The 25,551-nt window shown below is 64.5% G+C and carries 21 protein-coding genes and 1 tRNA gene; 14 read left to right on the top strand and 8 right to left on the bottom strand.

What is annotated here, in order from left to right:
* Positions 1–44: 44 nt before the first annotated feature.
* A complete protein-coding gene (locus tag ACY65G_RS23405; protein ID WP_464999692.1) occupies positions 45–629 on the bottom strand; it encodes a c-type cytochrome in 585 nt (194 codons plus the stop codon).
* Positions 630–884: 255 nt separating this feature from the next.
* Here ACY65G_RS23405 and ACY65G_RS23400 point away from each other — a divergent pair.
* The 7 genes from ACY65G_RS23400 (at position 885) to ACY65G_RS23370 (ending at position 10,079) form a co-directional block, all read left to right on the top strand.
* A tRNA-Arg gene (locus ACY65G_RS23400) sits at positions 885–960 on the top strand.
* 560 nt (positions 961–1,520) lie between these two features.
* Positions 1,521–2,810: a nucleotide sugar dehydrogenase gene (locus ACY65G_RS23395; protein ID WP_464999691.1), complete on the top strand. Its 1,290-nt coding sequence runs from the start codon at positions 1,521–1,523 to the stop codon at positions 2,808–2,810.
* 20 nt (positions 2,811–2,830) lie between these two features.
* Positions 2,831–3,877 carry an SDR family oxidoreductase gene (locus ACY65G_RS23390; RefSeq protein ID WP_464999690.1) on the top strand — a complete coding sequence of 349 codons (1,047 nt, stop codon included), beginning with the start codon at positions 2,831–2,833 and terminating at the stop codon, positions 3,875–3,877.
* Positions 3,878–3,946: 69 nt separating this feature from the next.
* Positions 3,947–5,350 carry a TIGR03013 family XrtA/PEP-CTERM system glycosyltransferase gene (locus tag ACY65G_RS23385; protein WP_464999689.1) on the top strand — a complete coding sequence of 468 codons (1,404 nt, stop codon included), beginning with the start codon at positions 3,947–3,949 and terminating at the stop codon, positions 5,348–5,350.
* A gap of 32 nt (positions 5,351–5,382) precedes the next feature.
* Complete coding sequence (prsK, locus tag ACY65G_RS23380) at positions 5,383–7,416, top strand: XrtA/PEP-CTERM system histidine kinase PrsK (protein ID WP_464999688.1); 2,034 nt, start codon at positions 5,383–5,385, stop codon at positions 7,414–7,416.
* A gap of 67 nt (positions 7,417–7,483) precedes the next feature.
* Entirely contained in the window at positions 7,484–8,854 is a 1,371-nt protein-coding gene (prsR, locus tag ACY65G_RS23375) for a PEP-CTERM-box response regulator transcription factor (RefSeq protein ID WP_464999687.1), read from the top strand.
* A gap of 10 nt (positions 8,855–8,864) precedes the next feature.
* Entirely contained in the window at positions 8,865–10,079 is a 1,215-nt protein-coding gene (locus ACY65G_RS23370) for a VanZ family protein (protein ID WP_464999686.1), read from the top strand.
* A gap of 28 nt (positions 10,080–10,107) precedes the next feature.
* Here ACY65G_RS23370 and ACY65G_RS23365 read toward each other — a convergent pair whose 3' ends face one another.
* Genes ACY65G_RS23365 through ACY65G_RS23335 form a run of 7 tightly spaced genes read right to left on the bottom strand, consistent with a single transcriptional unit; the run spans position 10,108 to position 16,421 of the window.
* The gene (locus tag ACY65G_RS23365) at positions 10,108–10,818 is read right to left on the bottom strand and encodes a tetratricopeptide repeat protein (protein ID WP_464999685.1); all 711 of its coding nucleotides are present in this window, start codon (positions 10,816–10,818) and stop codon (positions 10,108–10,110) included.
* Positions 10,812–12,098: a glycosyltransferase gene (locus ACY65G_RS23360; RefSeq protein ID WP_464999684.1), complete on the bottom strand. Its 1,287-nt coding sequence runs from the start codon at positions 12,096–12,098 to the stop codon at positions 10,812–10,814. The genes ACY65G_RS23365 and ACY65G_RS23360 overlap by 7 nt, the downstream gene beginning before the upstream one ends.
* On the bottom strand, positions 12,095–13,057 hold the full coding sequence (locus ACY65G_RS23355) for a hydrolase 1, exosortase A system-associated (protein ID WP_464999683.1): 963 nt from the start codon (positions 13,055–13,057) through the stop codon (positions 12,095–12,097). Before ACY65G_RS23355 ends, ACY65G_RS23360 begins: the two co-directional genes overlap by 4 nt.
* Positions 13,047–13,925, bottom strand: a complete 879-nt coding sequence (locus ACY65G_RS23350) for a hydrolase 2, exosortase A system-associated (protein WP_464999682.1) — start codon at positions 13,923–13,925, stop codon at positions 13,047–13,049. The genes ACY65G_RS23355 and ACY65G_RS23350 overlap by 11 nt, the downstream gene beginning before the upstream one ends.
* Before the next feature lie 11 nt (positions 13,926–13,936).
* Positions 13,937–14,185, bottom strand: a complete 249-nt coding sequence (locus tag ACY65G_RS23345; protein WP_130186740.1) for an acyl carrier protein — start codon at positions 14,183–14,185, stop codon at positions 13,937–13,939.
* A gap of 2 nt (positions 14,186–14,187) precedes the next feature.
* Entirely contained in the window at positions 14,188–15,288 is a 1,101-nt protein-coding gene (locus ACY65G_RS23340) for a GNAT family N-acetyltransferase (RefSeq protein WP_464999681.1), read from the bottom strand.
* The gene (locus tag ACY65G_RS23335) at positions 15,285–16,421 is read right to left on the bottom strand and encodes an aminotransferase class I/II-fold pyridoxal phosphate-dependent enzyme (RefSeq protein WP_464999680.1); all 1,137 of its coding nucleotides are present in this window, start codon (positions 16,419–16,421) and stop codon (positions 15,285–15,287) included. The genes ACY65G_RS23340 and ACY65G_RS23335 overlap by 4 nt, the downstream gene beginning before the upstream one ends.
* Positions 16,422–16,800: 379 nt before the next feature.
* Between ACY65G_RS23335 and ACY65G_RS23330 the strand changes: the two genes are divergently transcribed.
* From ACY65G_RS23330 to ACY65G_RS23300, 7 genes are read left to right on the top strand one after another with little or no spacing between them, the layout of a single operon-like run.
* A complete protein-coding gene (locus tag ACY65G_RS23330) occupies positions 16,801–18,393 on the top strand; it encodes an acyl-CoA ligase (AMP-forming), exosortase A system-associated (RefSeq protein ID WP_464999679.1) in 1,593 nt (530 codons plus the stop codon).
* Entirely contained in the window at positions 18,390–19,625 is a 1,236-nt protein-coding gene (locus tag ACY65G_RS23325; protein WP_464999678.1) for a pyridoxal-dependent decarboxylase, exosortase A system-associated, read from the top strand. The genes ACY65G_RS23330 and ACY65G_RS23325 overlap by 4 nt, the downstream gene beginning before the upstream one ends.
* 23 nt (positions 19,626–19,648) lie before the next feature.
* A complete protein-coding gene (locus tag ACY65G_RS23320; protein WP_464999677.1) occupies positions 19,649–21,478 on the top strand; it encodes an asparagine synthetase B family protein in 1,830 nt (609 codons plus the stop codon).
* A 1-nt stretch (position 21,479) separates the two neighbouring features.
* The gene (locus tag ACY65G_RS23315; RefSeq protein ID WP_464999676.1) at positions 21,480–22,514 is read left to right on the top strand and encodes a polysaccharide deacetylase family protein; all 1,035 of its coding nucleotides are present in this window, start codon (positions 21,480–21,482) and stop codon (positions 22,512–22,514) included.
* A complete protein-coding gene (locus ACY65G_RS23310) occupies positions 22,511–23,113 on the top strand; it encodes an arsenate reductase/protein-tyrosine-phosphatase family protein (protein WP_464999675.1) in 603 nt (200 codons plus the stop codon). The genes ACY65G_RS23315 and ACY65G_RS23310 overlap by 4 nt, the downstream gene beginning before the upstream one ends.
* On the top strand, positions 23,110–24,219 hold the full coding sequence (locus ACY65G_RS23305; RefSeq protein WP_464999674.1) for an acyltransferase family protein: 1,110 nt from the start codon (positions 23,110–23,112) through the stop codon (positions 24,217–24,219). Before ACY65G_RS23310 ends, ACY65G_RS23305 begins: the two co-directional genes overlap by 4 nt.
* Positions 24,216–25,475 carry a carboxylate--amine ligase gene (locus ACY65G_RS23300; RefSeq protein ID WP_464999673.1) on the top strand — a complete coding sequence of 420 codons (1,260 nt, stop codon included), beginning with the start codon at positions 24,216–24,218 and terminating at the stop codon, positions 25,473–25,475. The genes ACY65G_RS23305 and ACY65G_RS23300 overlap by 4 nt, the downstream gene beginning before the upstream one ends.
* Positions 25,476–25,551 lie beyond the last annotated feature (76 nt).

Genomic DNA, 25,551 nt, shown 5'->3' with positions numbered 1-25,551 from the left:
CTCGCAGGCGGTTTTTACGGGTTCCGCAGGCATGGCCGGCGTCGTCAGCCTTTCGGTGGCTGCGCGGCTTCGGCAGCAGCGGGTGCCGCGGCATCGCCAGCGGCGGCCGGCGCGGCGGGGGCGGGCGCTTCCGGCTCCTTGAACTTGGCGCCGGACTGGTTGGCCATGTAGACGACGGCGCGGGCAACTTCCACGTCGTCCAGGTCCGGATTGCCGCCCTTGGCCGGCATGGCGCGCAAGCCTTCGACCGCATGCTTGACGACCGTGTCGTAACCCTGGGCGATGCGGGCGGCCCACTGGCCGCTGTCGCCCGTTTTCGGCGCGCCGGCAATGCCCGCGCCGTGGCAGGCCTGGCAGGTCGAGGTGTACACCGCTTCGGCGGTCTGCAGCACCTTGGGCGCGTTCGCGTCCTTGAACGTGAAGCCTTCGTCGGCAACGGGTTTCAGGCGGGCGGCAATGGCTTCCGGCGACATGGCATTCGAACCGGCGCCGGTCAGTTTTTGCTGGGTGACGAATTGCACCAGCAGGATGATGCCAATGATGGTGACGAGAAAGAAAGCGATGACTGCTGCTGCGAGTTGCTTGGGAGTCCGGATGACGGATTGGTGCTCGTGGTGTGCGTCGCTCATGATTTCCTTAGTACAAGTGGCTGGTCGACCAGCGCGTGAATGTTGTAAACATCGGGGTACTTGGGTATGGCAGACTTCTCGCCGAGAAACCGGCTGATTATAGTCCCAAAATTATGGCGCGGGAAACAACTCGGCCGTGCGGGAAATGGCGCCGCATTGCTTGCCGGCCTGTCGATGCCATCGTCCCAACAAGCAAAATACTTGTGCTTTCGGATAGACGCGCGGCAGGAAAGCCGGTATCCTTCGGTTCTCCGTGCGGCTGTAGCTCAGTGGATAGAGTATTGGCCTCCGAAGCCAAGGGTCGCTGGTTCGATCCCAGCCAGCCGCACCATCCCTTCCGAAATTCCTTAGGTACAACACAGTACCGAACAGCACCAATAGCAATAACGGCACCAACAACACCAGCAACACCAATTCATATTGAGAGCTCCGAGCTTTCCGCACGTTCTGGATTTCTCCAGTTTTCATGCAGCGTTGTCTTTCCCGTCTTCTTGTAACTGGACTTGACACGTTTTCCAGTGGCTTTCTCCCGGTTTTGCTCTAAGGCGATGCGTCAGCGCAACGGTTTAAGCGATTTCCTGTCACTTCGACAATTTCCCTACATTCTTAGTTGTCAATAAGGTTATGCTTTGCGGCATCGCTTTGTGACGTTACGAGCCGGTTTTCAAGCAGGACCTTGCGTTAGCGCTGTGAAATGGTCGAGTTACCGGTGTAAAATTTAGTCGTATCATTTCTGCAATTTCTGGTAGACAATTACGGCTGCATCTCGATGGCCAACCGCTGGGTTCAAGCGCTTGCCAACAGAAGATTCTTGTTATCAATATTGCATTGATTAAAATTTTGATATACAGTTGGCATAAAGACAATCGTAATTCTCGAACGGAACCCGATATGGAAAACGATCAAATCGTTGCAGTAGTGGGACTGGGCTATGTGGGTTTGCCCTTGGCAGTGGAGTTCGGCAAAAAGCGGGCGACTATCGGTTTCGACCTGTCGGAGGCGAAGGTCGGGAATTACAAACGTTTCGTCGATCCCACCGGTGAAGTCTCGACGGACGAGCTGAAGGCAGCCCGTCAATTGACGGTCACGACCGATCCGGCGGCGCTGGCGCAGGCCGACTATATCGTCATCGCCGTGCCGACACCGGTCGACATGGCGCACAACCCGGATTTCGGGCCGCTCATCGGCGCATCGACCAGCGTCGGCAAGCACATGAAGCGTGGCGCGATCGTTGTTTACGAATCCACCGTCTATCCTGGCGCTACCGAAGAAGTCTGCATCCCCATCCTGGAAAAGCACTCCGGCCTCAAATGGAAGCAGGATTTCCATATCGGCTTTTCGCCGGAGCGCATCAACCCCGGCGACAAGCAGCACACGCTGACCACCATCCTGAAAGTGGTTTCCGGCGACGATGCGCCAACGCTGGAAGCGGTCGCGCAGCTGTATGAATCGATCATCACCGCCGGCGTGTATCGCGCCTCGAGCGTGAAGGTGGCCGAGGCCGCGAAAGTCATCGAAAACACCCAGCGCGACCTGAACATCGCCCTGATGAACGAGCTGGCGATCATCTTCGACAAGATCGGCATCGACACGATCGAAGTGTTGCAGGCGGCGGGCACCAAATGGAATTTCCTGCCGTTCCGTCCTGGTCTGGTCGGTGGGCACTGCATCGGCGTCGATCCCTATTACCTGACCCACAAGGCCGAGATGGTCGGCTATCACCCCCAGGTGATTCTGGCCGGCCGCCGCATCAACGACGGCATGGCAAAGTTCGTGGCCGAGAAAACGGTCAAGCAAATCATTGCCACGGGCCGCCACGTGAAGGGTGCCAAGGTCAACGTGTTTGGCCTGACCTTCAAGGAAAACTGCCCCGACCTGCGTAACTCGAAGGTCGCCGACGTGATCGCCGAACTGCGTTCCTATGGACTGGATGTGCACGTGTACGACCCGGTCGCGGAAGCAGACGAAGCAATGCACGAATACGGCATCGAACTGGAAAGCTGGGAGGCGCTGCCGCGTGCTGATGCGGTCGTGGCCGCGGTATCGCACAAGGAACTGCTGGCGCTGTCGCTGGCCGACTTGGCATCGAAGCTGAACGATGGCGGCTGCTTCATCGACGTGAAATCGCAATTCCCCTTGTCCGGCCTGCGCGAAGCCGGTTACGCCGTCTGGCGCCTGTAAGCGCTGGACCATTCGGAGGCATGCCAGCTGTGAGCAAGTTCGACGACGTAGTGGAACACCTGGGCGGCCGGCAATACCGCTGGGTCGTGACGGGTGCCGCCGGCTTCATCGGTTCCAATCTCGTGGAAGCGCTGCTGAAACTCGGGCAGCGCGTGACGGGGCTGGACGATTTCTCCACAGGCCACCAGCACAACCTCGACCTCGTTCGCGAGGCCGTCGGCACGCGTGCCTGGGCTGGCTTTGATTTCATCGAAGGCGACATTCGCGATGCCGGCACGTGCGCCCGCGCCACCGAGGGCGCCGACTTCGTGCTGCACGAAGCGGCCCTGGGGTCCGTTACCCGGTCGCTGGAAAATCCGCAGCGCACCCATGACGTGAACGTGACCGGGTTCGTCAACATGCTGGTTGCGGCGCGCGACGCGAAGGTGAAGCGATTCGTGTATGCCGCCTCCAGCTCGACTTATGGCGACCATCCCGGCCTGCCGAAGGTGGAAGACCGGATCGGCAAGCCGCTGTCGCCGTATGCCGTGACCAAGTATGTCAACGAGCTGTATGCCGACGTGTTTGCCCGTTGCTACGGCATCGAGACGATCGGACTGCGCTACTTCAACGTCTTTGGCCCACGCCAGGATCCGCAAGGCGCGTATGCCGCCGTGATACCCCAGTGGGTGGCGGCGATGATCGGCGACCGTCCGGTGTTCATCAACGGCGACGGCGAAACCAGCCGCGATTTCTGCTTCATCGACAACGTGGTGCAGGCCAACCTGCTGGCTGCGCTGGCAACCGCGCCGGGTGCGGTCAACACGGTCTACAACGTGGCGCTGAACGAGCGCACGAGCCTCAACCAGCTGTACCACATGATGCGCGAACTGCTGCAGGAGCAATTCCCGCACCTGAGAAACGCGCAACCGCAGTACAAGGACTACAGGGCCGGCGACGTGCGCCATTCGCAGGCCGATATTACCCGGGCGCGTGAATCACTGGGCTATGCGCCGACGCATGACATCGCCGCCGGGCTCAGAGAAGCAATGGATTGGTACGTGCAACACCTGGCGATCGCCAGCTGAAAAGTGGTTCCACAAGCCGCGGACGACGGCGCGGGAATAAGAACTAGGTGTACGCCCTGGGGGGTAAAAATGTTAAGAATCTCCAACCACTACGTGTCCAAGGTAGTGTTCAGCCTGCTGTTTCTCGAAGTGCTGATACTCATCGGCTCCTTCTATGCCGGCGCGGGATTGCGGATCTTCGATGGTGAAGAATTCGTATTGCCGAAGCTCGACCATTTCTTCATGTCCGCGTGCGTGTTCGCGGCGGCGATCGTGTTTTCGATGAGCGCGCTGGGCATGTACCAGGTCAAGGTGAGCGAAGGCTTGCGCAACCCGTTCTTCCTGCAGCTCATGCCGTCGTTCGCGATGGGTTTCTGCATCCTCACGCTGGTGTTCTACCTGGCACCCGACCTGTATTTCGGCCGCGGCATCCTGATCCTCGTGTTCTGCATTTCCGGCACCGGCATCGTGCTGGCCAGGATCGTGTTCCTGAAGAGCTCGGAACTGTCGATCCTCGAATCGCGCATCATTTTCGTCGGCTGCGGCCAGCTGGCCAAGGAGTGCGGCGAACTGGTCACGCGCAGCGGCAGCTATCACAAGTATCACGTTGCAGGTTACGTGCCCGTGCCCGGCGAGGACATTTCCGTACCGCGCGACCGCGTGCTGGCGCTGGAGTCCGGTAAATCGCTGGTGCAGCTGGCGCAGCAGTACCGGATCAGCGAAATCGTCGTGTCCGTGCAAAACCGGCGCGGCGGCACGTTCCCGATCAAGGAACTGCTCGACTGCAAGCTGTATGGCATCAGCGTTACCGATTCGACGACGTTCTTCGAGCGTGAAACATGCCAGATCCGCGTCGATTCCGTGCAGCCGAGCTGGCTGGTGTTCGGCGGCGGTTTCGACCAGGGCTGGGTGCGTACGTTCATGAAGCGCAGCTTCGACGTTGCCGCCAGCCTGCTGTTGCTGGCGGTATCGTTGCCGGTGATGGTGTTGACGGCTCTCGCGATCTATATCGAGGACCGGGCTCCGGTCTTTTACTCGCAGGAGCGCGTGGGCAAGGATGGCCACGTGTTTCGCGTGCTGAAGTTCCGCAGCATGTTCACGAACGCCGAGCAGGGCGGCAAGCCGCAGTGGGCAGCCAAGAACGATCCCCGCATCACCCGCGTGGGCAACATCATCCGCAAGCTGCGGATCGACGAGCTGCCGCAGATCCTGAATGTGCTGAAGGGCGAGATGAGTTTCGTCGGCCCGCGCCCGGAACGGCCCTATTTCGTCGAGCAGCTGACCGAGCGTGTCCCGTACTACAATGTGCGGCACAGCATCAAGCCGGGCATTACCGGCTGGGCACAGGTGCGCTACGGCTACGGCGACTCGGTCGAGGATGCTGTGCAGAAATTGCAATACGACTTGTATTACGTGAAAAACAACAGCTTGTTGCTCGACGTGCTGGTACTGATCGATACCTTCAAGGTCGTCATGTTCCGGGGAGGCCGCTGAGCGGCCTGGGCTGCACGGCCACGCGAGATCCTATGGGCACGACCGCTACTTTCAGCTACGCCAGCGCCGCGCTGGCGTTTGCGCTCTTGTGCCTGCCATTGATGACCCGGTGGCGTGGCCGGCCGCATACACACCTGTTTGCTGTCGCATGCGCCGCAACGGTACTCTGGTGTGCGGCGATGGTGGGCCTGGCTTACGACGTGGTGCCGACAGTGGCCGCGGAGCTGGCCGAACTGCTGCGCACCGCCGCCTGGACGGCAGTGCTGTTCGCCATGCTGGGCCAGCTGCGCCCCGCCGGCGGGGCGCGCCGCCGCAGTGGCATGCTGACATTTGCCGCCGGCTTGTACCTGTTGCTGCTGGCCGCGACACTGGCAGAGCCGCTGTTACCCACGGGATTGCGGTTCCAGGTAACGGTGATCGGCCGTCTTGGCACTGCGGTGCTGGGCATGCTGCTGGTCGAGCAGCTGTACCGCAATGCCGGCGCCCAAAGCCGTTGGGCCATCAAGTTTGCCTGCCTGGGCCTGGGCGGCATCTTTGCCTACGACTTCTACATGTACAGCGACATGCTGCTGTTCCGCGAGCTGAACCGCGACCTGTGGGCCGCGCGCGGTATTGTCAATGCCCTGACGGTGCCGCTCCTGGCACTGTCGCTGTTGCGCAGTGCATCCTGGGCCGGCCACCTGGCCGTCTCGCGGCGGATGCTGTTCCATTCAGCGGCGCTGGTCGGCTCGGCGGTCTACCTGTTGGCGATGAGTTCGGCCGCTTATTACCTGCGCTTCGTCGGCGGCAGCTGGGGCTCGCTGATGCAGCTCGTGTTCCTGTTCGGCGCCTCGATGCTGCTGATAGGGATCCTTTTCTCCGGCAGCTTCCGTGCCTGGCTGAAGGTTTTCATCAGCAAGCATTTTTACCGCTACAACTACGATTACCGCGACGAATGGCTGAGTTTTACGCGCACGCTGTCGCATCCGGGCCCCGGGCTGGGTGAACGCACGATCCAGGCACTGGCGGCGCTCGTCGAAAGCCCCGGGGGCGCGCTATGGATACGGCGCGATGCACGCTGCGAACCCGCCGCGCACTGGCAAACGGCGCCGGCCGCGGTGGTCGAGCCGGCCGATTCGCCGTTCTGCCAATTCATCGAACAGAAACAGTGGGTGGTGGACCTCGGTGAACGCATCACCGGAGAGCCGTCGCTGCCGGCATGGCTGCAGGCCTTTCCCCGCGCGTGGCTTGTCGTACCGCTGATGCTGCACGGTCGGCTGCACGGCTTCATCGTGCTGCAGCGGCCACGCAGCCCCGTTGCACTGAACTGGGAAGTGCTGGATCTGTTGAAGGTGGCCGGCACGCAGGCTGCCAGCTACCTGGCGCAGCAGGAGGCCGACAATGCGCTGATGCTGGCGCGCCAGTTCGATTCGTTCAACCGGCTGTCGACATTCGTCGTGCACGACCTGAAAAACCTGGTGGCACAGCTGTCGCTCCTGACGGCCAATGCGGAAAAGCACCGCAACAATCCCGAATTCCAGCGCGATATGCAGGATACGGTAAGCTATTCCGTGCAAAAGATGAAACTGATGTTGCAGAAGCTGAGCCGCACCGCCACGCCCGCACATGCCCGGCCACTGGCCGTGGACCAGGTGCTGGCGGGCGCGGTGGCGCTGAAGGCGGCATTCGAGCCCAAGCCGGCGCTGCACCTGGGGCCGCCTGGCCTGTCGGTCCTGGCGGACGCCGAGCGCCTGGAGCGCGTGCTGGGACACCTGATCCAGAATGCGATCGAGGCAACGCCGCGCGATGGCCGCGTGTGGGTGCGTGTCGATGGCATGGCCGACATGGTCACGATCGAAATCGGCGACACCGGGCAGGGCATGAACGACGAGTTCGTGCGTGAACGCCTGTTCAAGCCGTTCGATTCGACCAAGTCGGCCGGCATGGGTATCGGCGCCTTTGAAAGCCGGGAATACATACACGAACTGGGTGGGCAGCTCGATGTGCGCAGCGAGCCGGGGCAAGGAACCACGTTTACGGTGACCTTGCCGCTGTACCGCGCGGAAGCCATTGAAGCCGCCGCCTGAAACACGCCAGCTGGAAGCCGATAGCTGGGAGCCAAGATTGAGCCGGGAACCCGGCACGAGGACTGTTGTGACGCAAACCAAACCGAAGCTGTTGATCATCGAGGACGACCCCGGCCTGCAAAAGCAGCTGCGCTGGAGCCTGGACGCCTACGACGTGGTGGTGGCCGGCGACCGTGAAGCGGCACTGGCCCAGTTGCGCCGCCATGAGCCGGCCGTGGTGACGATGGACCTGGGCCTGCCGCCCGATCCCGACGGCGCCACGGAAGGCCTGGCCACGCTGGCGCAGATGCTGGCACTGGCGCCGGAGACGAAGGTGATCGTCCTGACCGGCAACCAGGATCGCAGCCATGCGGTAAAGGCGATCGCGATGGGCGCCTACGATTTCCACCAGAAACCCTGCGAGCCGGACTTGCTGAACCTGGTGATCCAGCGCGCGTTCGTGCTGCATGGGCTGCAGCAGGAGCACCGCCGGTTGCAGCAGGGCCAGGCCGACTCGCCGCTGTCCGGCTTGATCAGCCGCGACCCCGGCATGCTGAAGGTTTGCCGCAATATCGAGAAAGTGGCACCCAGTTCCGCGACCGTGATGGTGCTGGGCGAGAGCGGCACCGGCAAGGAAGTGCTGGCCCGCGCGCTGCACCAGCTGTCGCCACGGGCCAAGGAGCGGTTCATGGCGATCAATTGCGCGGCCATTCCCGAAACGCTGCTCGAATCGGAGCTGTTCGGCTACGAGAAGGGCGCCTTTACCGGTGCCGTCAAGCAGACCAAGGGCAAGGTGGAACTGGCAAACGGCGGCACGTTCTTCCTCGACGAGGTGGGCGATTTGCCGATGCCGCTGCAGGCCAAGCTGCTGCGCTTCCTGCAGGAGCGCGTAATCGAGCGGGTTGGCGGCCACGAGGAAATCCCGGTCGATGTGCGGATCATCTGCGCCACGCACCAGAACCTGAAGGCGTTGGCCGCCAGCGGCAAGTTCCGCGAAGACCTGTATTACCGGTTGTCCGAGATCGTGCTCACGATCCCGCCGCTGCGCGACCGCAACGGCGACTCGGTGCTGCTGGCCCAGCATTTCAAGAACCGCTTCTGTACGCAGGAAGGCCGGCCGGCATTGCACTTCGCTTCCGATGCGCTGGCGCAGATCGCCCGGCACGACTGGCCCGGCAACGTGCGCGAGATGGAAAACTGCATCAAGCGCGCCATCATCATGGCCGATGGCCCCGCGATCACGGCCGACGACCTGGGTCTGGGCCTTGGCCCTGTCGAGGACGAGCCGCTGAACCTGCGGCAGGTGCGCGACGAGGCCGAATACAAGGCAATCGTCAAGGCGCTGGCGCGGGTCGACGGCAATATCCTCAAGGCTGCCGAACTGCTTGGCGTCAGCCGCCCCACGCTTTACGACCTCATGGACCGCCACGCGATCCGGCCCACGGTGGTCCAGGCCTGACGGACCGCCGATGGGTTTCCTGCTGCTGTTGTATGCGGTGCTGCTGATCTATGGCAGCTGGTATCCGTTCGCCTGGGGCGAGCCGCTGGCACCGCCGTTCACGTTCCTGCATACCTTGCCGACCTACCTGGACAAGGGCGACATTGTCCAGAACGTGCTGGTGTATATGCCGTTCGGCTTGCTGGCGGTGGCCTGGTGCGGCCGGCGCCTGCCGTTCGCCGCGGCATTGCTGCTGGCTGCCGCGGCCGGCACCATGCTCAGCCTGGGGATCGAGACCGCCCAGCAGTACCTGCCGTCGCGCGTGCCGTCCCTGGTCGACGTGGTCATGAATTTCGGCGGCACCGTCATCGGCGGTCTCATGGCGGGTCTGGTCAGCCGCCACACGACGCCCGGGGCCGCCTTGCTGCGCCTGCGGGACGCCTGGTTCCGCCCCGGGCCGCTGGCCAGTGCCGGCTTGATCGTTGTTGGCCTGTGGATGCTGTCGCAAACCAGCCCGCTGGTGCCATCGCTCGACATCGCCCAGTTGCGCAGCAAGGCCGGCTATCTGTATCGCGCGATCACGCAACCCTGGTGGTTCGACTGGGGCAGGCTGGCGACGCTCTGGTGCTATCAGGTGGCGCTGGGCATCCTGCTGTGCACGTTGTTGAATCCGGGGCGACCGCTGCTGCGGCTTTATCTGCTGCTGACGCTGGCGGTTTGCGGCTGGAAGTTGCTGGTAGTGGGCCGCGTGCTGTCGCTGGAGCTCGTCGCAGCGGTAGCGCTGGCATTACCGGCATTGCTGGTGTTGCGCACGCTGCCGCCACGCCTGTTGATGACGGCCGGCGTCGCACTGCTGGCGGCCGGTTTCACGATCTACGAACGGATGCCGGGCGACGCGGCAGCCTTCCGTGGCGCGTTCAACTGGATTCCGTTCGAAGGGCAGATGAACGATCTCTCGGGGCTTGAAAACATCCTCGAGTTCCTGTGGCCGCCCATGGCGATGGCTTGCCTGTTGCGGCAAGCCTTGCCGTTTCACCGGCAGGACGCCGGGGCCGTGATCGGGACGGTGCTACTGGCGCTGGCGGTATTCCTGCTGGAGTGGCTGCAGCAGTCGGTGCCGGGACGGTATGGCGACATCACGCAGGTGGTGCTGGCCTGCGTTGGCTGGATCATTCCATGGTGCGTGCCGGCCCACGGAGCACGATCCGCGAGGCCGGGACGGCGCGCCGCCGCGGGACAGGGCTGACGACAGGGGCGACACCCGGCGACACCGGTCAGCGCGCCGCCGTTTCAGGCACAGCCTCCGCGGCGGCATCTTCCTTGCCGGCGGCTTCGCCATCCCTGGCCGGCAGGGGGTCCACCTTGCCATCCCACTTGCGCGCGCCGACGAGCATGTTACGCAGCCCGTCGAACGGGAAATCGTGCTGGTAGGCGACCTTCGCGTGCTTGACGGCCAGGTCATACTGCTTGGCGCGGAAATACGCGATGCCGAGGTTGTAATTGACGGAAGGGTTGTCCGGCGCGATGTCATAGGCTTTCTTCAGCAGCGGCATGGCGCGTTCCGCCTGCCCCATGCCATACAGGTACTTGCCATAAGCGCCCCAGGCCATGCCATCGTCCGGCTGGAAACGCACCGCCCGCTCGAAATAGCATTCGACCGCGTACCTGGCGCCGGGCAACTGGTTGACCTTGGTGCGTGTCGCCACCGTCGCCATCGATGTCAGGGCCTTTACATGGTTGGGAAACGCGCGCAACGTGTAGTCGAGGTCGGCCCCGATCGAGCCGGTGTTGCCTTTCACGCCCGCCGCGACCTCCTCGGTATAGTGGGCCATCTCCACCAGGTACAGCGCATCGGGCGGAGGTTCACGGTAGTCGAATGGTCCGATCGCGTTGGCCAGTTCGCCACAATACGGCTTGGCGCCGGCAGTCGCGGCTGCCAGCAGCAGGAGCGCCGGCAGGAGCCGTTTCAGGATGGGTTTCAGCATGCTTCACTCGTTCCTTTCACCTGGACGTTGGGCACGGTGACCGACACCTGCTCCAGCAGGCGGGCCAGTTCCGCCGTGCGGGCGCGCCGGGAATTGGCGGCCACCGCCTCGTCGGATGCGAGCGGCGCACGGCCCGCCTCCGCCAGCTCGAGGAAGCGCAGCAGCGCTGCCCGGATGCCGGCCTTTTCGTCCAGCGGACCGATCGTGTCGATGCCGGCATGGCGCAGCGCCGCTGCCGTATCGCCGATCGCATCGGTCAACGCGAGTACCGGCCGGCGTGCACGCAGGTATTCGTACAGCTTGGCGGGGATCTGGTGGTTGCAATTGGTGGCTTGCAGCACGAGCAGGCCATCCGCGCCCAGCATCTCGGCCAGCGCATCGCGGTAGGCGATGTGGGGCGCGAGGCTGACCATGTCGCCGATACCGTATTTTTCGATCAGCGGAACCAGGTAATCATCGTGCGCGGTCGCGCGCAGCACGATGCGCAGGCGCCCGGCAGTCACGATACCGCTTTCCTTCAGGTCGGCCAACGCTTCGAAGAACGGCACCGGGTCGCGCTCGGAAGGGTAGATGATGCCGCTGTGGATCAGCGTGAACGGTCGGCCCGTGGCCGGTGCCGCCGGCTTCTGCAGTGCGGCGGCATTGGCGAAGTTTTCCTCGTCGTAGCCATTCTCGATCAATGCGAAGCGGCTGGCGGGAATGTCGGGAAACCGCTTTGTGTAGGTAATGATCGCCCCCGGCGTGGTGCACACGGCAAGCGCGCAGTTACGCACGGTCTTTTCCTCGATCCAGCGATAGAACCGGCGGGTCAGCGGGTCGGCGGGATAGTCGACGTCCGTCATCGGGTCGCGCAAGTCGGCGATCCACGGCAGGCCCGTCAGCTTGTGCAGGGCGAGGCCGATCAGCTTCGCGCTGGCGATCGGATAGGTGGTCCAGATCACCTGCGGCTTGTATTTGCGGATCATGCGCAGCCCGGCGGGAATCGCGCCCAGGCACCAGCTCACCCAGCGGTCCGGCAGCGCCATCCAGCCCACGTAGCGGCCGCGCACGGACAGGTGGCGCGACGTGTCGAGCGCAAACGCACGGTGCACGATCGCTTCCTGGGGAATCTCGGCCAGCTGGTCGTTGCCGCTGTTGGCATAGGCACGCGCGCTGGCGGACAGCACGAGCGGCTGCCAGCCGTGCTGCGGCAGGTATTGCGAGAACTTCAGCGTGCGCTGGATGCCGCTGCTGCCGCGCATCGGCGGGTAGTGATAGGCGATCATCAGGACGCGGTTCATGCCTGCGCCTCCATTGCTGTCTCGCGCACCCACGCCGCAGTCCAGGCGGCGACCTGGTCGCGCCACTCGCGGCGCGAGAATGTATGATCCGCCGCCGGCAATGTGCGACGCTGCACGCGTTGCGCGGCCAGCAGCTTTCGCCACTGGCGCGATGCCTTCACCATGTCGAGGAACTCCTGCGCCGTCAGGTCGGCGCCACTGATGATCAATAAAATCGGGCCTTTGAAACCTTGCCAGCCGGCCTGCATGCGGGCATGCAGGTTCGGGCTGGCCGGCATGGCCGGTAAGGATGCCGGCTGCACCGGGGGGGCGGCATCCGGCGGGACACGGACGGCAGCCTCCGGAGCAATAGCGGCGGTGGCCTCCGGCAGTGCGGTCGCGCCGCGGCGCGACGCCCGCAGCAACCCGGTAAACGAGCGCAATGCCTTGCCGAACTCGAACTGGCCGCTGGCGATTTTCTTCCACAGCGCCGGCTGCAACAGGCGCTCCACATAGTAGTGCTTCAGCGTGGCGCGTGCATGGCCATCTGGCGTGCGCGCCCATGGGTTGAGCAGCACGAGGCCGGCAACGCGGCGGTCATGCTGCGCGTAGAACAGTGCCGCGCTGGCTGCGTCGCACAAGCCCCAGATCACCACTTCCCGCATGCCGGGCACGGCAGCCATGAAGCGGTCGATGGCGGCACGCAGGTCGCCGTCGACGTCTTCGAAATTGCGGGCTGGCCCGCTGCTGTCGCCCATGCCGCGATAGTCGAAACGCATGGCAGGAATGCCCTGGGCCGCCAGCGCGCGGGCCAGCAGCGCGAACTGGCGATGGCTGCCGGCACGGTACTGCGGGCCACCGACGACGACCAGCACGCCGCGTGTCCGAAGCGATGAGGTGCACTGCGCGGCAGGGCTCAGGATCGCCGTCAGCCACTCGCCGGCACAGGGGAATGTCAGCGCTTGTTCGTCAGGCGGCATGGCATGGCTCGGACAGCGATTCGATGGTGGCGTCGAGCAGGGCGGGGCACTCCTCGATTTCCTGCGTGGCCCAGAATGGCGGGCCCGCGACGACGTGTGTCGATACATGTGCGCCCCCCGCGCCCAGCACACTGGCGACGCGCGCGGCGGCCGGCGAGAGCGGGCGGCCACTTTCCGCCGCGATGTCGAACCAGTGCACCGGGCAAGCCGGCGGCGTGAATTTTTCCGCCATGCGCGTATCGATCGCCAGCGCAAGGGCGGGATCGAGCGTGTAGCCGGCGATTTCCAGCGACTGACCGGCCGCCAGGCTTCGTTTCAGCGCGGCCGTGCCGCCACCGTTGGCATCCCTGCCATCCTTGCCGTCCCTGCCATCGGCCAGCATCTGGCTGGCCACCTTCAAGCGCAGGAACTGCGTGAGGAACTGGCTGCCGTTCGTCACCGGTTGCCACAGCAGCAGGCCGGGCAGGGGGCGTGACTGCGCCCTTTCCTGTGCAACATCGAGCGCCAGCAGGGCGCCCAGGCGCAACCCCCACAAACCGGCGGCACAGCCGCCCTGCTGTTCGAGCCAGGCCAGGCCGCGTGCCGCATCTTCCCGCCAGATGTCCCAGCGGGCATCGCCGAAATCGCCGGCACTGTCGCCGCAGCCATACAGGTCGAGCTGCAATACCGCGTGACCGTGCTGCGCGAGCGCGCGCGCCTGCAGCGCGGCCATCCGGCGCGACTTGTTCATTTCTTCGGCAAACGGGTGAAGATAGAGCCATGCGCCGCGGCATATGCCGGCAGGCGCGTGGTACAGGCAGAAACGCGCCGCCGCGCCGCTGTCCAGGAAGAACGGCTGCGCTGGCGGCGCGGCGGCGATGGTGTTCATTTGAGGACGATTCAGGCGGTGAGCTTGTGCTTGACGAAGGCGGTCAGGCTGCCCAGCGTGGCGAAGGTTTCGGCGCTGATCTCGTCGTCATCGACCGCGAAGCCGAACTGCTCTTCCAGCGCGCCGATCAGCTGGACGACCGCCATCGAATCCAGTTCGGGGATGCTGCCCAGCAGGGCGGAATGCTCGTCCAGAGAGCGGCCGGCCGGACCCAGTGCGAGGACGTCGATGACAATCTGCTTTACTTCGTCGAGATACATGTTTACTCCGTGGTTGAGGTTTGCTGCCGCGTGGCGACCGGCGCAGGGGCCGGGGCGGCGAATTTGCCGCGCAACCTCTGCACCATGGCGTTACGTTCGCCGGCGGCGGCATGCAGCTGGCGAAGTACCGGCCAGCGGTAATGGTTGACATGGTACATGGTCCGGATTTCGTCGGTCCAGCGCGTATGCCATTCCATCACTTTGCCGTAGAACTCCAGCCGTGCGTACTGTTCTTCGTCAAACAGCCGCTGGCAGCATTCCTCCCTCATCAACAATGTCGGCGACAGGCTTGCCGGCACCGATTCATCGTAGGTGGTCTTCAAGACGATCAGGGCACCATCGCCTTCGATGCACAGGTCCATCGCCACCAGCTGCGCATCGAAGTAATAGCGGTACACCGCAGCCTGGCCCCGATGGGCGAACCCTTCCAGCATCGCCGTATAGAAGCGGCCCTGGTCATTGTCCGGATGGATGGCGGTGCCCAGCTGCGCCTTCCAGCCGGCGCTTTCCAGCCGCCCGTAATCGGCCACGGCGGCCGCCATCTGGCCAGGCAGCCGGTCGATCTGCATGCGCGTGGCGATGCCATCCTTCTGCAGCCGCGAACGTTGCTTCTTGAGATTGCTGCGCAGGTTCTTGCCGCGCGCATTCCAGTAATCCTCGAAGCTGCCGGTGATCGGCACATGGGCGGTGCGGATGTAATCGAGCGTACCGGTAACGGCACTGTCGGCCGGGCGGGGTTCCAGTTGCGGGTCGCGCTGCTTCAAGCCGACCATCAGCGCAAACCCCGGCAGCTTGCGCGTCAGCGGCGGCAGCAGCCGGTCGAGCGGGATGCCCGGGCGGTGCAGCCACAGGCCGATCGGCGCCTGCGATGGCTGCAGGGCTTCCCACACACCGCGGCCGCGTGGCGCCAGGATGCCCATCGCAACGGTATCGCCGCCAGCCTCGCAGACCGCAAGCTGCCCTTGCGGGTCGCTGAATTCGGCAAGCAAGGGCTGCACGAATTCGGGGTCCAGCAAGGGCGAACGCGCAGTGGCTGCATTCAACCGGCGCCATGCCTCGGCATGGTCGGCAAACGCGCTTGCCGGATACAGGTGCCATTTCATTGCGATCCTCCCTCTCCACCGTTGACCGCGCTGCGCACCTGGCCGATCATCCATTCGATTTCATCGTCGCGCAGCTCCTGGTGGCAGGGAAACTGCAAGACGCGGCGTGACAGGTCCACGCTGTTCTCGCAGACGCTCGCATCGACGCCGGGCCACAGGTACTCGCCGAACCGTATTACCGGTACCCCGGCGCCTTTCAACTGGCGGAACAGGGCGTGGGGCTCGTCGCACAGGAGCGGGAACACCCAGGGGTAGACACCGTCCGGCAACGTGGCGAACAAGGGGCGACAGCCGGGGAGCGTGGACAGCGCGTCGTACAGGCGGCGGTAATTGCGACGACGCAGTTCGCCCATCCGGCGGCGCGATACCAGCCGCAGCATCAATCGTGAATACAGCGACGAGCGCTTGGTCAGCCAGGCCGGATCGAAACCAAAGCCGCCATCGGACGATCCCGGCGCGAGCGCCGGCGCATCGCCATGGCGGCGGGACTTGATCACGCCCCACACGGCGTTCTTGGCCGCCATCGGCAGTGCCATCAATGCGCGCAGCACCGGCAGCCGGCCGTAGGCAAAGCCGTTTTCGACGGAGTTCAACAGTACCTTCGCCTCGAAGGCGGCACCGGCCGACTGCAGGGCCACGCCATCGAGGCGATGGCGCGCCGAGACGAGGCAGCCGCCTTCATACACCGGGAAGAACTTCATGCTGCTGGCGATCGCGTAGTCGCCCCATGATCCCAGCGGGCGTCCGGCATGGTGGCCCAGGAACGAGTGCGCGCAATCTTCCAGCAACTGGATGCCGCGTGCATCGCAAAAGGCGCGCAATGCCGGTAGCGGCTGGTGGAAGCCGTAATAGTTGGTTGCCATCAGCGCCTTGATGTTATCCATGCCGGCAGCCTTGGCGGCAAGGTCGTCCAGGTCGACCGTGGTATCGGGACGGATGCGGTAGAACAGCGGCGTGGCCCCGGCCCAGATGACCGGTTCGATCATCGATGCGCAGTGATAGGAAGGCACGAGCACCGTATCGCCCGGCCCGACCCCCATCTGTTTCAGCGCCAGCGCGATCGCCACCCGGCCGCTGGTCACGAAGCGGACTTGTCCTGCATCGAGGATCGATGGTGCCGCAGGACCACCCATGCGGAGAAACGACGCCAGCGACAATGCGGGCGCGACAGGCAGTCGGGAGCGCGGAAAGTCGGCAGGAGCGGGCGGAAGAGGCTGGATTGGTGCTGGCGCAATATCCGCTGGCTTCATATCTGAAATGCTGATCTTTCCCATGGTCGTCTCGATTGAGCCAATTTCCAGAACAAAACTAACGGCGGTTCACATCATACATCAAAAGATTGCCAAAAATTTATGTTAATTGTTGTTTTCGGAACAATGCATGAGGAAATTTTCCGCCAAATATTGCCAAAAAACAGGAAGGAAGTGATTGTAAAATGTTAATATTCCCGCCTAGGTTTCCGTATGGTTACAAAATTGTGTCATTACGGCCCAGCCATTTGCAGGACATGATATGAGCGACCTCATCCACGACTTCATTTTCCGCTCGGCCGGCCGGACACCCGGTGCCGAAGCCCTCGTCCATGGCAGCCGCCGCCTGGATTACGGCGGGCTTGCCGACCTGGTTCGCCGCACCGCCGCTGCCCTGCTGGCATCCGGCCTCGAACGCGGCGAGCGTGTCGCGGTCTACATGGAAAAAAATGTCGAAAACGTTGGCGCGATGTTCGGTGCGGCCGCGGCCGGTGGCGTGTTCGTGCCGGTCAATCCCCTCCTCAAGCCCGAGCAGGTCGCCTACATCCTGGCCGACTGCAACGTTCGCGTGCTGGTCACCACGGTCGATCGCCTGAAACTGCTGAAGGACGTGCTGCCTGCCTGCCGCGACCTGCGCCTGGTGGTGGCGGTGGGCGGCAGCGACGCGCTGCCCGTCGTGCATAACGTCGAAGTGCTTTCCTGGGATGGCGCGATCGCGCGCGGCGAAGCGAATGTCCGGGAGGCGCACCGTGCGATCGACGGCGACATGGCCGCGATCCTGTACACCTCCGGCAGTACCGGCAAGCCGAAAGGCGTGGTGCTGTCGCACCGGAACATGGTGGCAGGCGCCCACAGCGTGGCCACTTACCTGAAAAATACCGCGCAGGATCGTATCCTCGCCGTGCTGCCCTTGTCGTTCGATTACGGCCTGTCGCAGCTCACGACGGCGTTCCACGCGGGGGCCACGGCCGTGCTGATCAATCACCTGCTGCCGCGCGACGTGCTCAATGCCGTCGTTGCCGAACGCATCACGGGCCTGGCCGCCGTGCCGCCGCTGTGGATACAGCTGGCGCCGCTGCTGTGGCCGGCGGATTGCACGCTGCGCTACCTGACCAACTCGGGCGGCGCCATGCAGCGTCCCACGCTGGATGCCCTGCGCCGCGCGCTGCCGAATGCGCAGCCGTTCCTCATGTACGGCCTGACCGAAGCGTTCCGCTCCACTTACCTGCCGCCGGAAGAACTGGACCGTCGCCCGGATTCGATGGGCAAGGCGATTCCGAACGCCGAGGTGATGGTGCTGCGGCCGGACGGCACCGAGTGTGCGCCGCACGAGCCTGGAGAGCTGGTGCACCGGGGCGCGCTGGTATCGCTCGGGTACTGGAACGATCCGGGCAAGACCGCGGAGCGCTTCAAGCCAGTGGCACCGCGGCATTACGGCCTGCCCCTCACGGAACTGGCGGTATGGTCCGGCGACACGGTGCGGCGCGACGAGGACGGCTTCCTGTACTTCATCAGCCGCAACGACGAGATGATCAAGACGTCGGGCTACCGTGTCAGCCCGACCGAGGTGGAAGAAGTGGTGTATGCGCGCGAGCACGTCGCCGAGGCGGCCGCGATCGGCGTCAGGCATCCGGCCCTGGGGCAGGCGATCGTCGTCATCGCCTTCCCGCGCGAGGGCGCGGCACTGACGGCGGGCGACCTGCTGGCCGCATGCAAGCCGCAGCTGCCTGCCTACATGCTGCCGCAAAAAGTCGTCATTGCCGATACCGCGCTGCCACGCAACCCGAACGGCAAGATCGACCGCAAGCTGTTGTCCATGCAGTACGAAAATGTCTTCGGGGAGCCGCAGCAATGAACGCACCGCGCCCGCAGCATGCGCCGCTGCTGCAATTTCCCGTCGTCGACGATTGCCTGCAGGTCGGCGGCGTGCCGCTGCCACGGCTGGCACAGCGCGTTGGCCAGACCCCGTTCTATGCCTATGACCGCGGCGCCCTGACGGCGCGCGTGGCCGAGCTGCGCCGGCACCTGCCGACCGACGTGCACCTGCACTATGCGATGAAGGCGAATCCCATGCCGGCGGTGGTGCAGCACATGGCCACGCTGGTCGATGGCATCGACGTGGCCTCCGGCGGCGAACTGCGGGTGGCGCTCGACACGCCTATGAACCCGCTGCACATCAGCTTTGCCGGCCCGGGCAAGAGCGACCTGGACCTGTCGTGCGCGATCGCCTCCGGCATCGTGCTGAACCTGGAGTCCGAGGGCGAAACGGAGCGGGCGGTGCGGATCGGCGACACGCTGGGCATCAGGCCGCGCGTCAACGTGCGCGTCAACCCCGATTTCGAACTGAAATCGTCGGGCATGAAGATGGGCGGCGGGCCGAAACAGTTCGGCGTCGATGCCGAGCGGGTACCGGCGCTGCTGCGCCGCATCGGCGAACTGGGTCTCGATTTCCACGGGTTCCACATCTTTTCCGGTTCGCAGAACCTGAAGGCGCAAGCGCTGCACGAAGCGCATGAGAAGACATTCGCGCTGGCGCTGCGGCTGGCCCAGGATGCGCCGCGGGCGCCACGCATCTTGAATATCGGCGGCGGATTCGGCATTCCGTATTTCCCCGGCGAGGAACGCCTCGACCTGGCGGCCGTGGGGGCCAACCTGCACGCGGTGATGGAAGGCGTGCGTCCGCAGTTGCAGGGCGCACAGGTCGTCATCGAACTGGGCCGCTACCTGGTCGGTGAAGCCGGTGTGTATGTCTGCCGCGTGGTCGATCGCAAGGAGTCGCGGGGCAGCGTGTACCTGGTAACGGATGGCGGTCTGCATCATCACCTGTCCGCATCCGGCAATTTCGGCCAGGTCATCCGCAAGAACTATCCGGTCGTCATCGGCAACCGGGTGCAGGGCGGCGAACGCGAAAAGGCATCCGTCGTCGGGCCGCTGTGCACGCCGCTGGATGTGCTGGCCGACGGCATGGACCTGGCGCGTGCGCAAGCGGGCGACCTGGTTGCAGTGCTGCAGTCGGGAGCCTATGGCGTGTCGGCCAGCCCGGCAGGATTCCTCAGCCATCCGGCGGCACCGGAAATAATGGTCTGAACTGAACATATTAGGGGTGCACGATGAGCGGTATTTGTGGATGGATCGGCCACGGCGCGCAAGACCGTGACCTGATCGGCAGGATGGCTGCGCCGCTGGCGCGGTTCGATGACAGTGCCGTGCACCAGGCCGAAGGCAACCGCTCGGCGGCCGCAGTGGCCGGCGCAGGCGACGTGCACCGCCAGGATGGCCTGCTGATCGCCCTGTGGGGTCATCCGGTGCTGCGCGATCCCGCACTGGCCGAGCAGGCCGGCACGCGCGGCACGGCCGCTGTGCTGGCCACGCAACGCCACCTTGGCGCGGAAAAACTGTGCGCGCTGCTGGGTGGCGCCTTTGCGTTGTGCATCCTCGACGAGCGCGCCGGCGAGGCGATCCTCGCGATCGACCGCCTGGGCGTGCACCCGCTGACCTGGCAACTGGCCGGCGAGGCGCTGCTGTTCGCGTCATCGGCCGATGCCCTGATCCGCCATCCGCTGGCGCGCCGCGACATCGATCCGCAGGGCATCTACAACTACGTGTACTTCCACATGGTGCCGGCGCCCGGCACCGTCTACAAGGACCAGCAGCGGCTGCTGCCAGGCCACTTCCTGCATTACCGCCAGGGGCGTGTCGAGACTCGTCCGTATTGGAAAATGGCGTTCCAGGAAGATGGCAGGCGCTCTTTCGACGACTTGAAGGAGGAATTCCTCGCCCAGTTGAAGAACGGCGTGCGCGAAGCATCGGCCGGTGCGAAGGTCGGCGCCTTCCTTTCCGGCGGAACCGACAGTTCGACGATCGCCGGCATGCTGTGCGATGTCGGCGGCGCGCCGGCCGAGACCTACTCGATCGGTTTTGCCGCGCAAGGCTACGATGAAATGGAATATGCGCGCATCGCCTCGCGCCATTTCGGTACCCATCACCATGAATACTATGTAACGTCGGACGACGTGGTGGCCGCGATTCCCGAGGTGGCCGCCGTGTGCGACCAGCCGTTCGGCAACGCGTCGGCGGTGCCCGCGTTCTACTGCGCGCGAATGGCCCGCAAGGATGGGGTGACGCGCATGTTGGGCGGTGATGGCGGCGATGAACTCTTCGGCGGCAACGAGCGCTATGCAAAGCAGCATGTATTTGCCCGCTATGAGCAAGTACCGTCGCTGTTCCGCAAGGTGCTGCTGGAACCGGCGATCTTCAATTTTCCCGGCGGCGATCGCGTGACGCTGCTGCGCAAGGCGCGCAGCTACATCGAGCAGGCCTCCGTGGCGATGCCGGCACGGCTGGAAACCTACAATCTGCTGGGCCGCTACGGTGCGCGCCAGGTGTTCACCGACGATTTCCTGGCCGGTACCGATACGAATCAACCGCTGGACGGCCTTGCCCGAACCTATGGCGCCAGCGAAGCGAAAAGCCTGATCAACCGCATGCTGGCGCTGGACCTGAAGATCACGCTGGCCGACAACGACCTGCCGAAGGTGATGAAGGCTTGCGAACTGGCCGGCGTGGAAGTGGCGTTCCCGTTCCTGAACGATGCGATGGTCGCGTTTTCCGCCGGTCTCACGCCGCAGCAGAAGCTCAATGGCACGCAATTGCGCTGGTTCTTCAAGGAGGCGTTGAAAGGCTTCCTGCCGCCGGAAATCATCACCAAGCAAAAGCATGGTTTCGGCTTGCCTTTCGGTGTCTGGCTGCAGGAGCACAAGGCGTTGCAGGACCTGGCGTCGGACAGCCTGACCGACCTGAAAAAGCGCGGCATCGTGCGTCATGAATTCATCGACCAGCTCACCGGCACACACCTGCGCGAACATGCGGGCTATCACGGCACGATGGTGTGGGTGCTGATGATGCTGGAGCAGTGGTTCCGCCAGCGCACCGGGGCCTGACATGCGCACCCGGGTCTGCATCTCGATCGACACCGAATTTTCCATCGGTGGCGCGTTTACAAACCCGGGCAACCGACCGGTTGCCGAACCGATGGTCTGGTGCGAAGTGGATGGCCGTTCGCAGGGGCTGGGCTTCCTGCTCGACCAGTTCGAGCGGCATCGCATCCCCGCCACGTTCTTCGTCGAGGCGGCGCACCGTTACTATTTCCAGCAACACGATCCGATGGGCGCCATCGCCCGCCGCATCGTCGCCGGCGGCCACGAAGTGCAGTTGCACACGCATCCCTGCTGGGCCGTCTTCCAGCATGCGGACTGGCCCGAGCGGGTGCGGTGCGAACCGCTCCAGGACGAATTCTTCGGCCGCGCCGAGGAAGACACCGTACAGCTGCTGCGCCAGGGCCAGCAAGCGTTTGCCGATTGGGGCGTGCCGGCACCAACCGTGTTCCGGCCGGGGAACATGCAGCACGACGATGCGCTGTTCGCGGCACTGGCCCGCTGCGGCATTGAGTACAGCTCGTGCGTGGGCCTGGCGGTCTTCGACAGCAACGATCCGCGCTACCGGTTGTACAGCGGCGTGCACCGCCGCCACGGCGTGCTGGAAATGCCGGTGCTGACGTTCCAGGACTGGCAGCTCGGCGGCCGCCGCCACCTGAAGACGCTGACGGTTGCCGGCACCAGCTTCGACGAAACACGCCTGCTGCTCGAACGGGCCCATGAGCAACAGGTCCCGCTGGTCGTGCTGCTGACCCACCCGTTCGAATATGTGCAGCGGCGCGATGACCAGATGCTCACCGCGCGCGGCAATGCCCTGCACCAGGACCGGCTGGCGCGCCTGTGCCGCTATCTCGACGGCAACCGCGACCGCTTCCTGCCGACCGGCATGGGCGAAGCGGGCAGCGCGCTGCAATCGATGCCGGATGAACGCAATGTGCTGCTGCAGGGCAGCGGATGGAAAAGCATCCGCCGTCTCGCCGAACAGGCCGTGTACGACCGCTACGGCAGTTGGGCACTGTCGCGGCAGGGAGTACCGGCATGATCGCCTTCGCCCGCGACCGCCTGAATGCCCGCTTCGGCACCTGGCGCGGCCTGGTGCGGCTGCTCCTGGCGCATGCCGAACGGGCTGCCGGCCGGCTGCGGCGGTTCGAGCTGCACGAGCCGCAGGCGGTGCGCCGCGTGGTATTCGTTTGCCAGGGGAATATTTGCCGCAGCGCCTATGCCGAACAGGTGGCGCGTGCGGCGGGCTTGCACACCGTGTCGCTCGGCCTGTCGACGACGACCGGCGCGGCATCGCCCGCTCCTGCGCTGGCCGCGGCTGCACGCAAGCAGATGCCGATGGACGCGCACCGTGCATGCGACTGGGAAGACTTTCCGTTGCAGCCGGGCGACCTGCTGCTGGCGATGGAAGTGCGCCAGGTGCACGAACTCCTGCGCCGGCTGGGTGGCCGTATGGATGTACAGGTGGCGCTGCTCGGTAACTGGTGCACGCCGCCAACGCCGCATCTGCACGATCCTTTCACGCTGTCCGATGCCTATTTCGATACGTGCTTTACCCGCGTGCGCCAGGCTGTCGAGCAGCTGGCACACGATGTTCCGAACGCGCGCGCCGTGCCGGCGCAGAAGAGGGGGCAGCGATGAACCGCGAATTCTCGCTTTACCTGGACGCGGTGCGTTTCCTGGCCGCGCTGATGGTCGTGTTCTACCACATGAACATGCGCTGGCTCAGCACCGACATCCTGCCGCTGTCCGATCACGGGCACGCTGCGGTGATGGTGTTCTTCGTGCTGTCCGGCTACGTGATCTCGTATATCCATGCCCGGCGCGAGAACACGCCGGCCGAATACTGGGCCAGTCGCCTGTCGCGCTTTTATTCGCTGGCGATCCCGGTGGTGCTGGTGACGCCATTGCTGGATCTCGCCGGCGCGGCGCTCCGTCCGGATATCTATGAAGGCTGGACCACGCATGGCCTGGCGCCGGTACGTATCGTCACCAGCCTGGCGTGGCTGAACGAGGTGTGGACGATCTCCATCATGTCGTTTTCCAACACACCCTACTGGTCGCTGTGCTACGAGATGTGGTACTACATCATGTTCGCCGTGTGCGTGTTTACCGCCGGGCGCACGCGCATCCTGCTGTTGGCTGGCTGCGTGCTGGTGGTGGGCCCGAAGATCCTCCTGTTGGCGCCCGTTTGGGCCATGGGCGTGGTACTGCACCGCTGGCAGCTGCTGCAGCGCACGTCCTTTGCGGCGGGGCTGGCGCTGTTCGTCGGTTCGTTCGTGGCCTTCGGTTTGTTCGAGCATTACCGGCTGACGGATATGGGCAGCGCGTGGATGCGCAGCCTCGTTGGCGACGCGCTGCATCATCAGTTGACGTTCTCCCGCTTTGCGCTGACCGATTACCTGCTGGGCCTGATCGTGGCAGTCAATTTCGTCGGCGCCCGGGCCGTCGCGCCCGTGCTGGGCCGGGTGCTGCTGCCGTTCGAGCGGCCGATTCGCTGGCTGGCCGGCTACACCTTCTCGCTGTACCTGATGCACCAGCCGCTGCTGCTGTTCTTCGGCGCCCTGATCGATGGCGATCCGCGCGGTCCACTGTATTTCATCGAAGTCCTGGCGGCCATTCTCGTCACCGTCTGGCTCGTGGGGTCGGTCACGGAAGGGCGCAGGCACCTGCTGCGTGCATGGTTGCTCGCGCGGCTGCAGTCGCTGCAGGGGTGGCGCTGGCTGGCGGCAAGGGGTGCGAGATGAACGCGCCATCGAACCTCCATGATACGGCGCCCGTCGACGGCGAGGCGCCGGCGCAGCGATTGCTGCCGGCGGTGGTACTGGGCATCGACACGCCCATCGGCCTGGCGATCGTGCGCAGCCTCGGGCGGCGCGGCGTTTCTGTCTACGGCATCGCGCGCAGCGCGGCGGCGCCAGGCTTGTCGTCGCGTTACCTGCGTCAGGGCATGTTGCGCGCGCAGGACGCCGCCGGCACGCTCGACCAGCTGGAAGAGCTGGCGGGCCGTATCGGGCCTTCGTGCCTGTTCGCGATTTCGGAGGGCGACATCGCGTTGCTCAATCGGCACCGGGACCGGCTGTCCGGCTACCGGTTGATGTTTCCGGATACGCGCCGGATGGATGCGGTGGTGGACAAGCAAAAGACCTACGCCGCCGCCGGCAAGGCAGGCGTTCCGGTGCCGCGGACGGTACAACCGGAGACGTTCGCCCAGGCGCAGGCCGCGGCACCGACGCTGCGCTATCCGGTGGTGTTGAAGTGGTCCGAGCCGAACGAGGCCGGCATCCTGCTGCGCCGTGCCGGGCTGTCCCTGGACAAGACCCGCTATTGCCATGACGGTGAAGAACTGCTGGACTATTTGCGCCAATTCGAGCCGGTCGGCCGTTATCCGATGATCCAGGAGTATTGCGCCGGTTACGGACTGGGGCAGTTCTTCCTGATGCATGAAGGCAAAGCCTACGGCATGTTCCAGCATCGCCGGCTGCACGAGTGGCCTCCGGAAGGGGGCGTCTCCACGCTGTGCGAATCGGTAGCGCTCGAACACCATGCCGCCTTGCGCGAGCGCTCGCTGGCCTTGCTGCGGGAACTCGACTGGGAAGGCATCGCCATGGTCGAATACCGCTACGACCCGGATCGCGATGAAGCGGCGCTGATGGAAATCAACGGCCGTTTCTGGGGCAGCCTGCCACTGGCTTGCCATGCCGGAGCCGATTTTCCATGGCTGGCATATAGCCTGCTCGGGGTTGGCACGCCGCAGCCGCAACCCGGCTATCGTGCCGGCATGCGCTGCCGTTTCATGATCCCGGAAACAAAACGCCTTGCGCGATTGTTGTTCCGTCCCGGCGCGGTAGCGGATCGCAAACTGACGTTTTCGCGCATGGGCGAGCTGGCTGGATACCTGTGCGATTTCGTGCGGCCGTCCACGCGCTATTACCTGTTTACCTGGTCTGACCCAGCCCCGTTCCTGCGCGACCTGTGGCACGCGCTTCGGCGTACAGGCTGACATTTAACTTGGAGCGACGATGCAGAGGATGAACCCGCCCGGCGCACGTGACCGCGGCACATGCAAAGAGGCCGTG

The organism is Pseudoduganella sp. jia 12 (assembly GCF_055502675.1).
The sequence above is the reverse complement of the archived record's forward strand: the minus strand, read 5'-3'. Positions and strand labels throughout refer to the sequence as shown.

Excerpts from the sequence above, each read along its gene's own strand:
- ACY65G_RS23385 (WP_464999689.1), top strand. The coding sequence starts at position 3,947 with ATGTTAAGAATCTCCAACCACTACGTGTCCAAGGTAGTGTTCAGCCTG.
- ACY65G_RS23340 (WP_464999681.1), bottom strand. The coding sequence starts at position 15,288 with ATGAAATGGCACCTGTATCCGGCAAGCGCGTTTGCCGACCATGCCGAG.
- ACY65G_RS23355 (WP_464999683.1), bottom strand. The coding sequence starts at position 13,057 with ATGCCGCCTGACGAACAAGCGCTGACATTCCCCTGTGCCGGCGAGTGG.
- ACY65G_RS23360 (WP_464999684.1), bottom strand. The coding sequence starts at position 12,098 with ATGAACCGCGTCCTGATGATCGCCTATCACTACCCGCCGATGCGCGGC.
- ACY65G_RS23325 (WP_464999678.1), top strand. The coding sequence starts at position 18,390 with ATGAACGCACCGCGCCCGCAGCATGCGCCGCTGCTGCAATTTCCCGTC.
- ACY65G_RS23395 (WP_464999691.1), top strand. The coding sequence starts at position 1,521 with ATGGAAAACGATCAAATCGTTGCAGTAGTGGGACTGGGCTATGTGGGT.
- prsK (WP_464999688.1), top strand. The coding sequence starts at position 5,383 with ATGGGCACGACCGCTACTTTCAGCTACGCCAGCGCCGCGCTGGCGTTT.
- ACY65G_RS23365 (WP_464999685.1), bottom strand. The coding sequence starts at position 10,818 with ATGCTGAAACCCATCCTGAAACGGCTCCTGCCGGCGCTCCTGCTGCTG.
- ACY65G_RS23330 (WP_464999679.1), top strand. The coding sequence starts at position 16,801 with ATGAGCGACCTCATCCACGACTTCATTTTCCGCTCGGCCGGCCGGACA.
- ACY65G_RS23305 (WP_464999674.1), top strand. The coding sequence starts at position 23,110 with ATGAACCGCGAATTCTCGCTTTACCTGGACGCGGTGCGTTTCCTGGCC.
- ACY65G_RS23310 (WP_464999675.1), top strand. The coding sequence starts at position 22,511 with ATGATCGCCTTCGCCCGCGACCGCCTGAATGCCCGCTTCGGCACCTGG.
- ACY65G_RS23350 (WP_464999682.1), bottom strand. The coding sequence starts at position 13,925 with ATGAACACCATCGCCGCCGCGCCGCCAGCGCAGCCGTTCTTCCTGGAC.
- ACY65G_RS23405 (WP_464999692.1), bottom strand. The coding sequence starts at position 629 with ATGAGCGACGCACACCACGAGCACCAATCCGTCATCCGGACTCCCAAG.
- ACY65G_RS23315 (WP_464999676.1), top strand. The coding sequence starts at position 21,480 with ATGCGCACCCGGGTCTGCATCTCGATCGACACCGAATTTTCCATCGGT.
- ACY65G_RS23370 (WP_464999686.1), top strand. The coding sequence starts at position 8,865 with ATGGGTTTCCTGCTGCTGTTGTATGCGGTGCTGCTGATCTATGGCAGC.
- ACY65G_RS23300 (WP_464999673.1), top strand. The coding sequence starts at position 24,216 with ATGAACGCGCCATCGAACCTCCATGATACGGCGCCCGTCGACGGCGAG.
- ACY65G_RS23335 (WP_464999680.1), bottom strand. The coding sequence starts at position 16,421 with ATGGGTGGTCCTGCGGCACCATCGATCCTCGATGCAGGACAAGTCCGC.
- ACY65G_RS23390 (WP_464999690.1), top strand. The coding sequence starts at position 2,831 with ATGCCAGCTGTGAGCAAGTTCGACGACGTAGTGGAACACCTGGGCGGC.
- ACY65G_RS23345 (WP_130186740.1), bottom strand. The coding sequence starts at position 14,185 with ATGTATCTCGACGAAGTAAAGCAGATTGTCATCGACGTCCTCGCACTG.
- ACY65G_RS23320 (WP_464999677.1), top strand. The coding sequence starts at position 19,649 with ATGAGCGGTATTTGTGGATGGATCGGCCACGGCGCGCAAGACCGTGAC.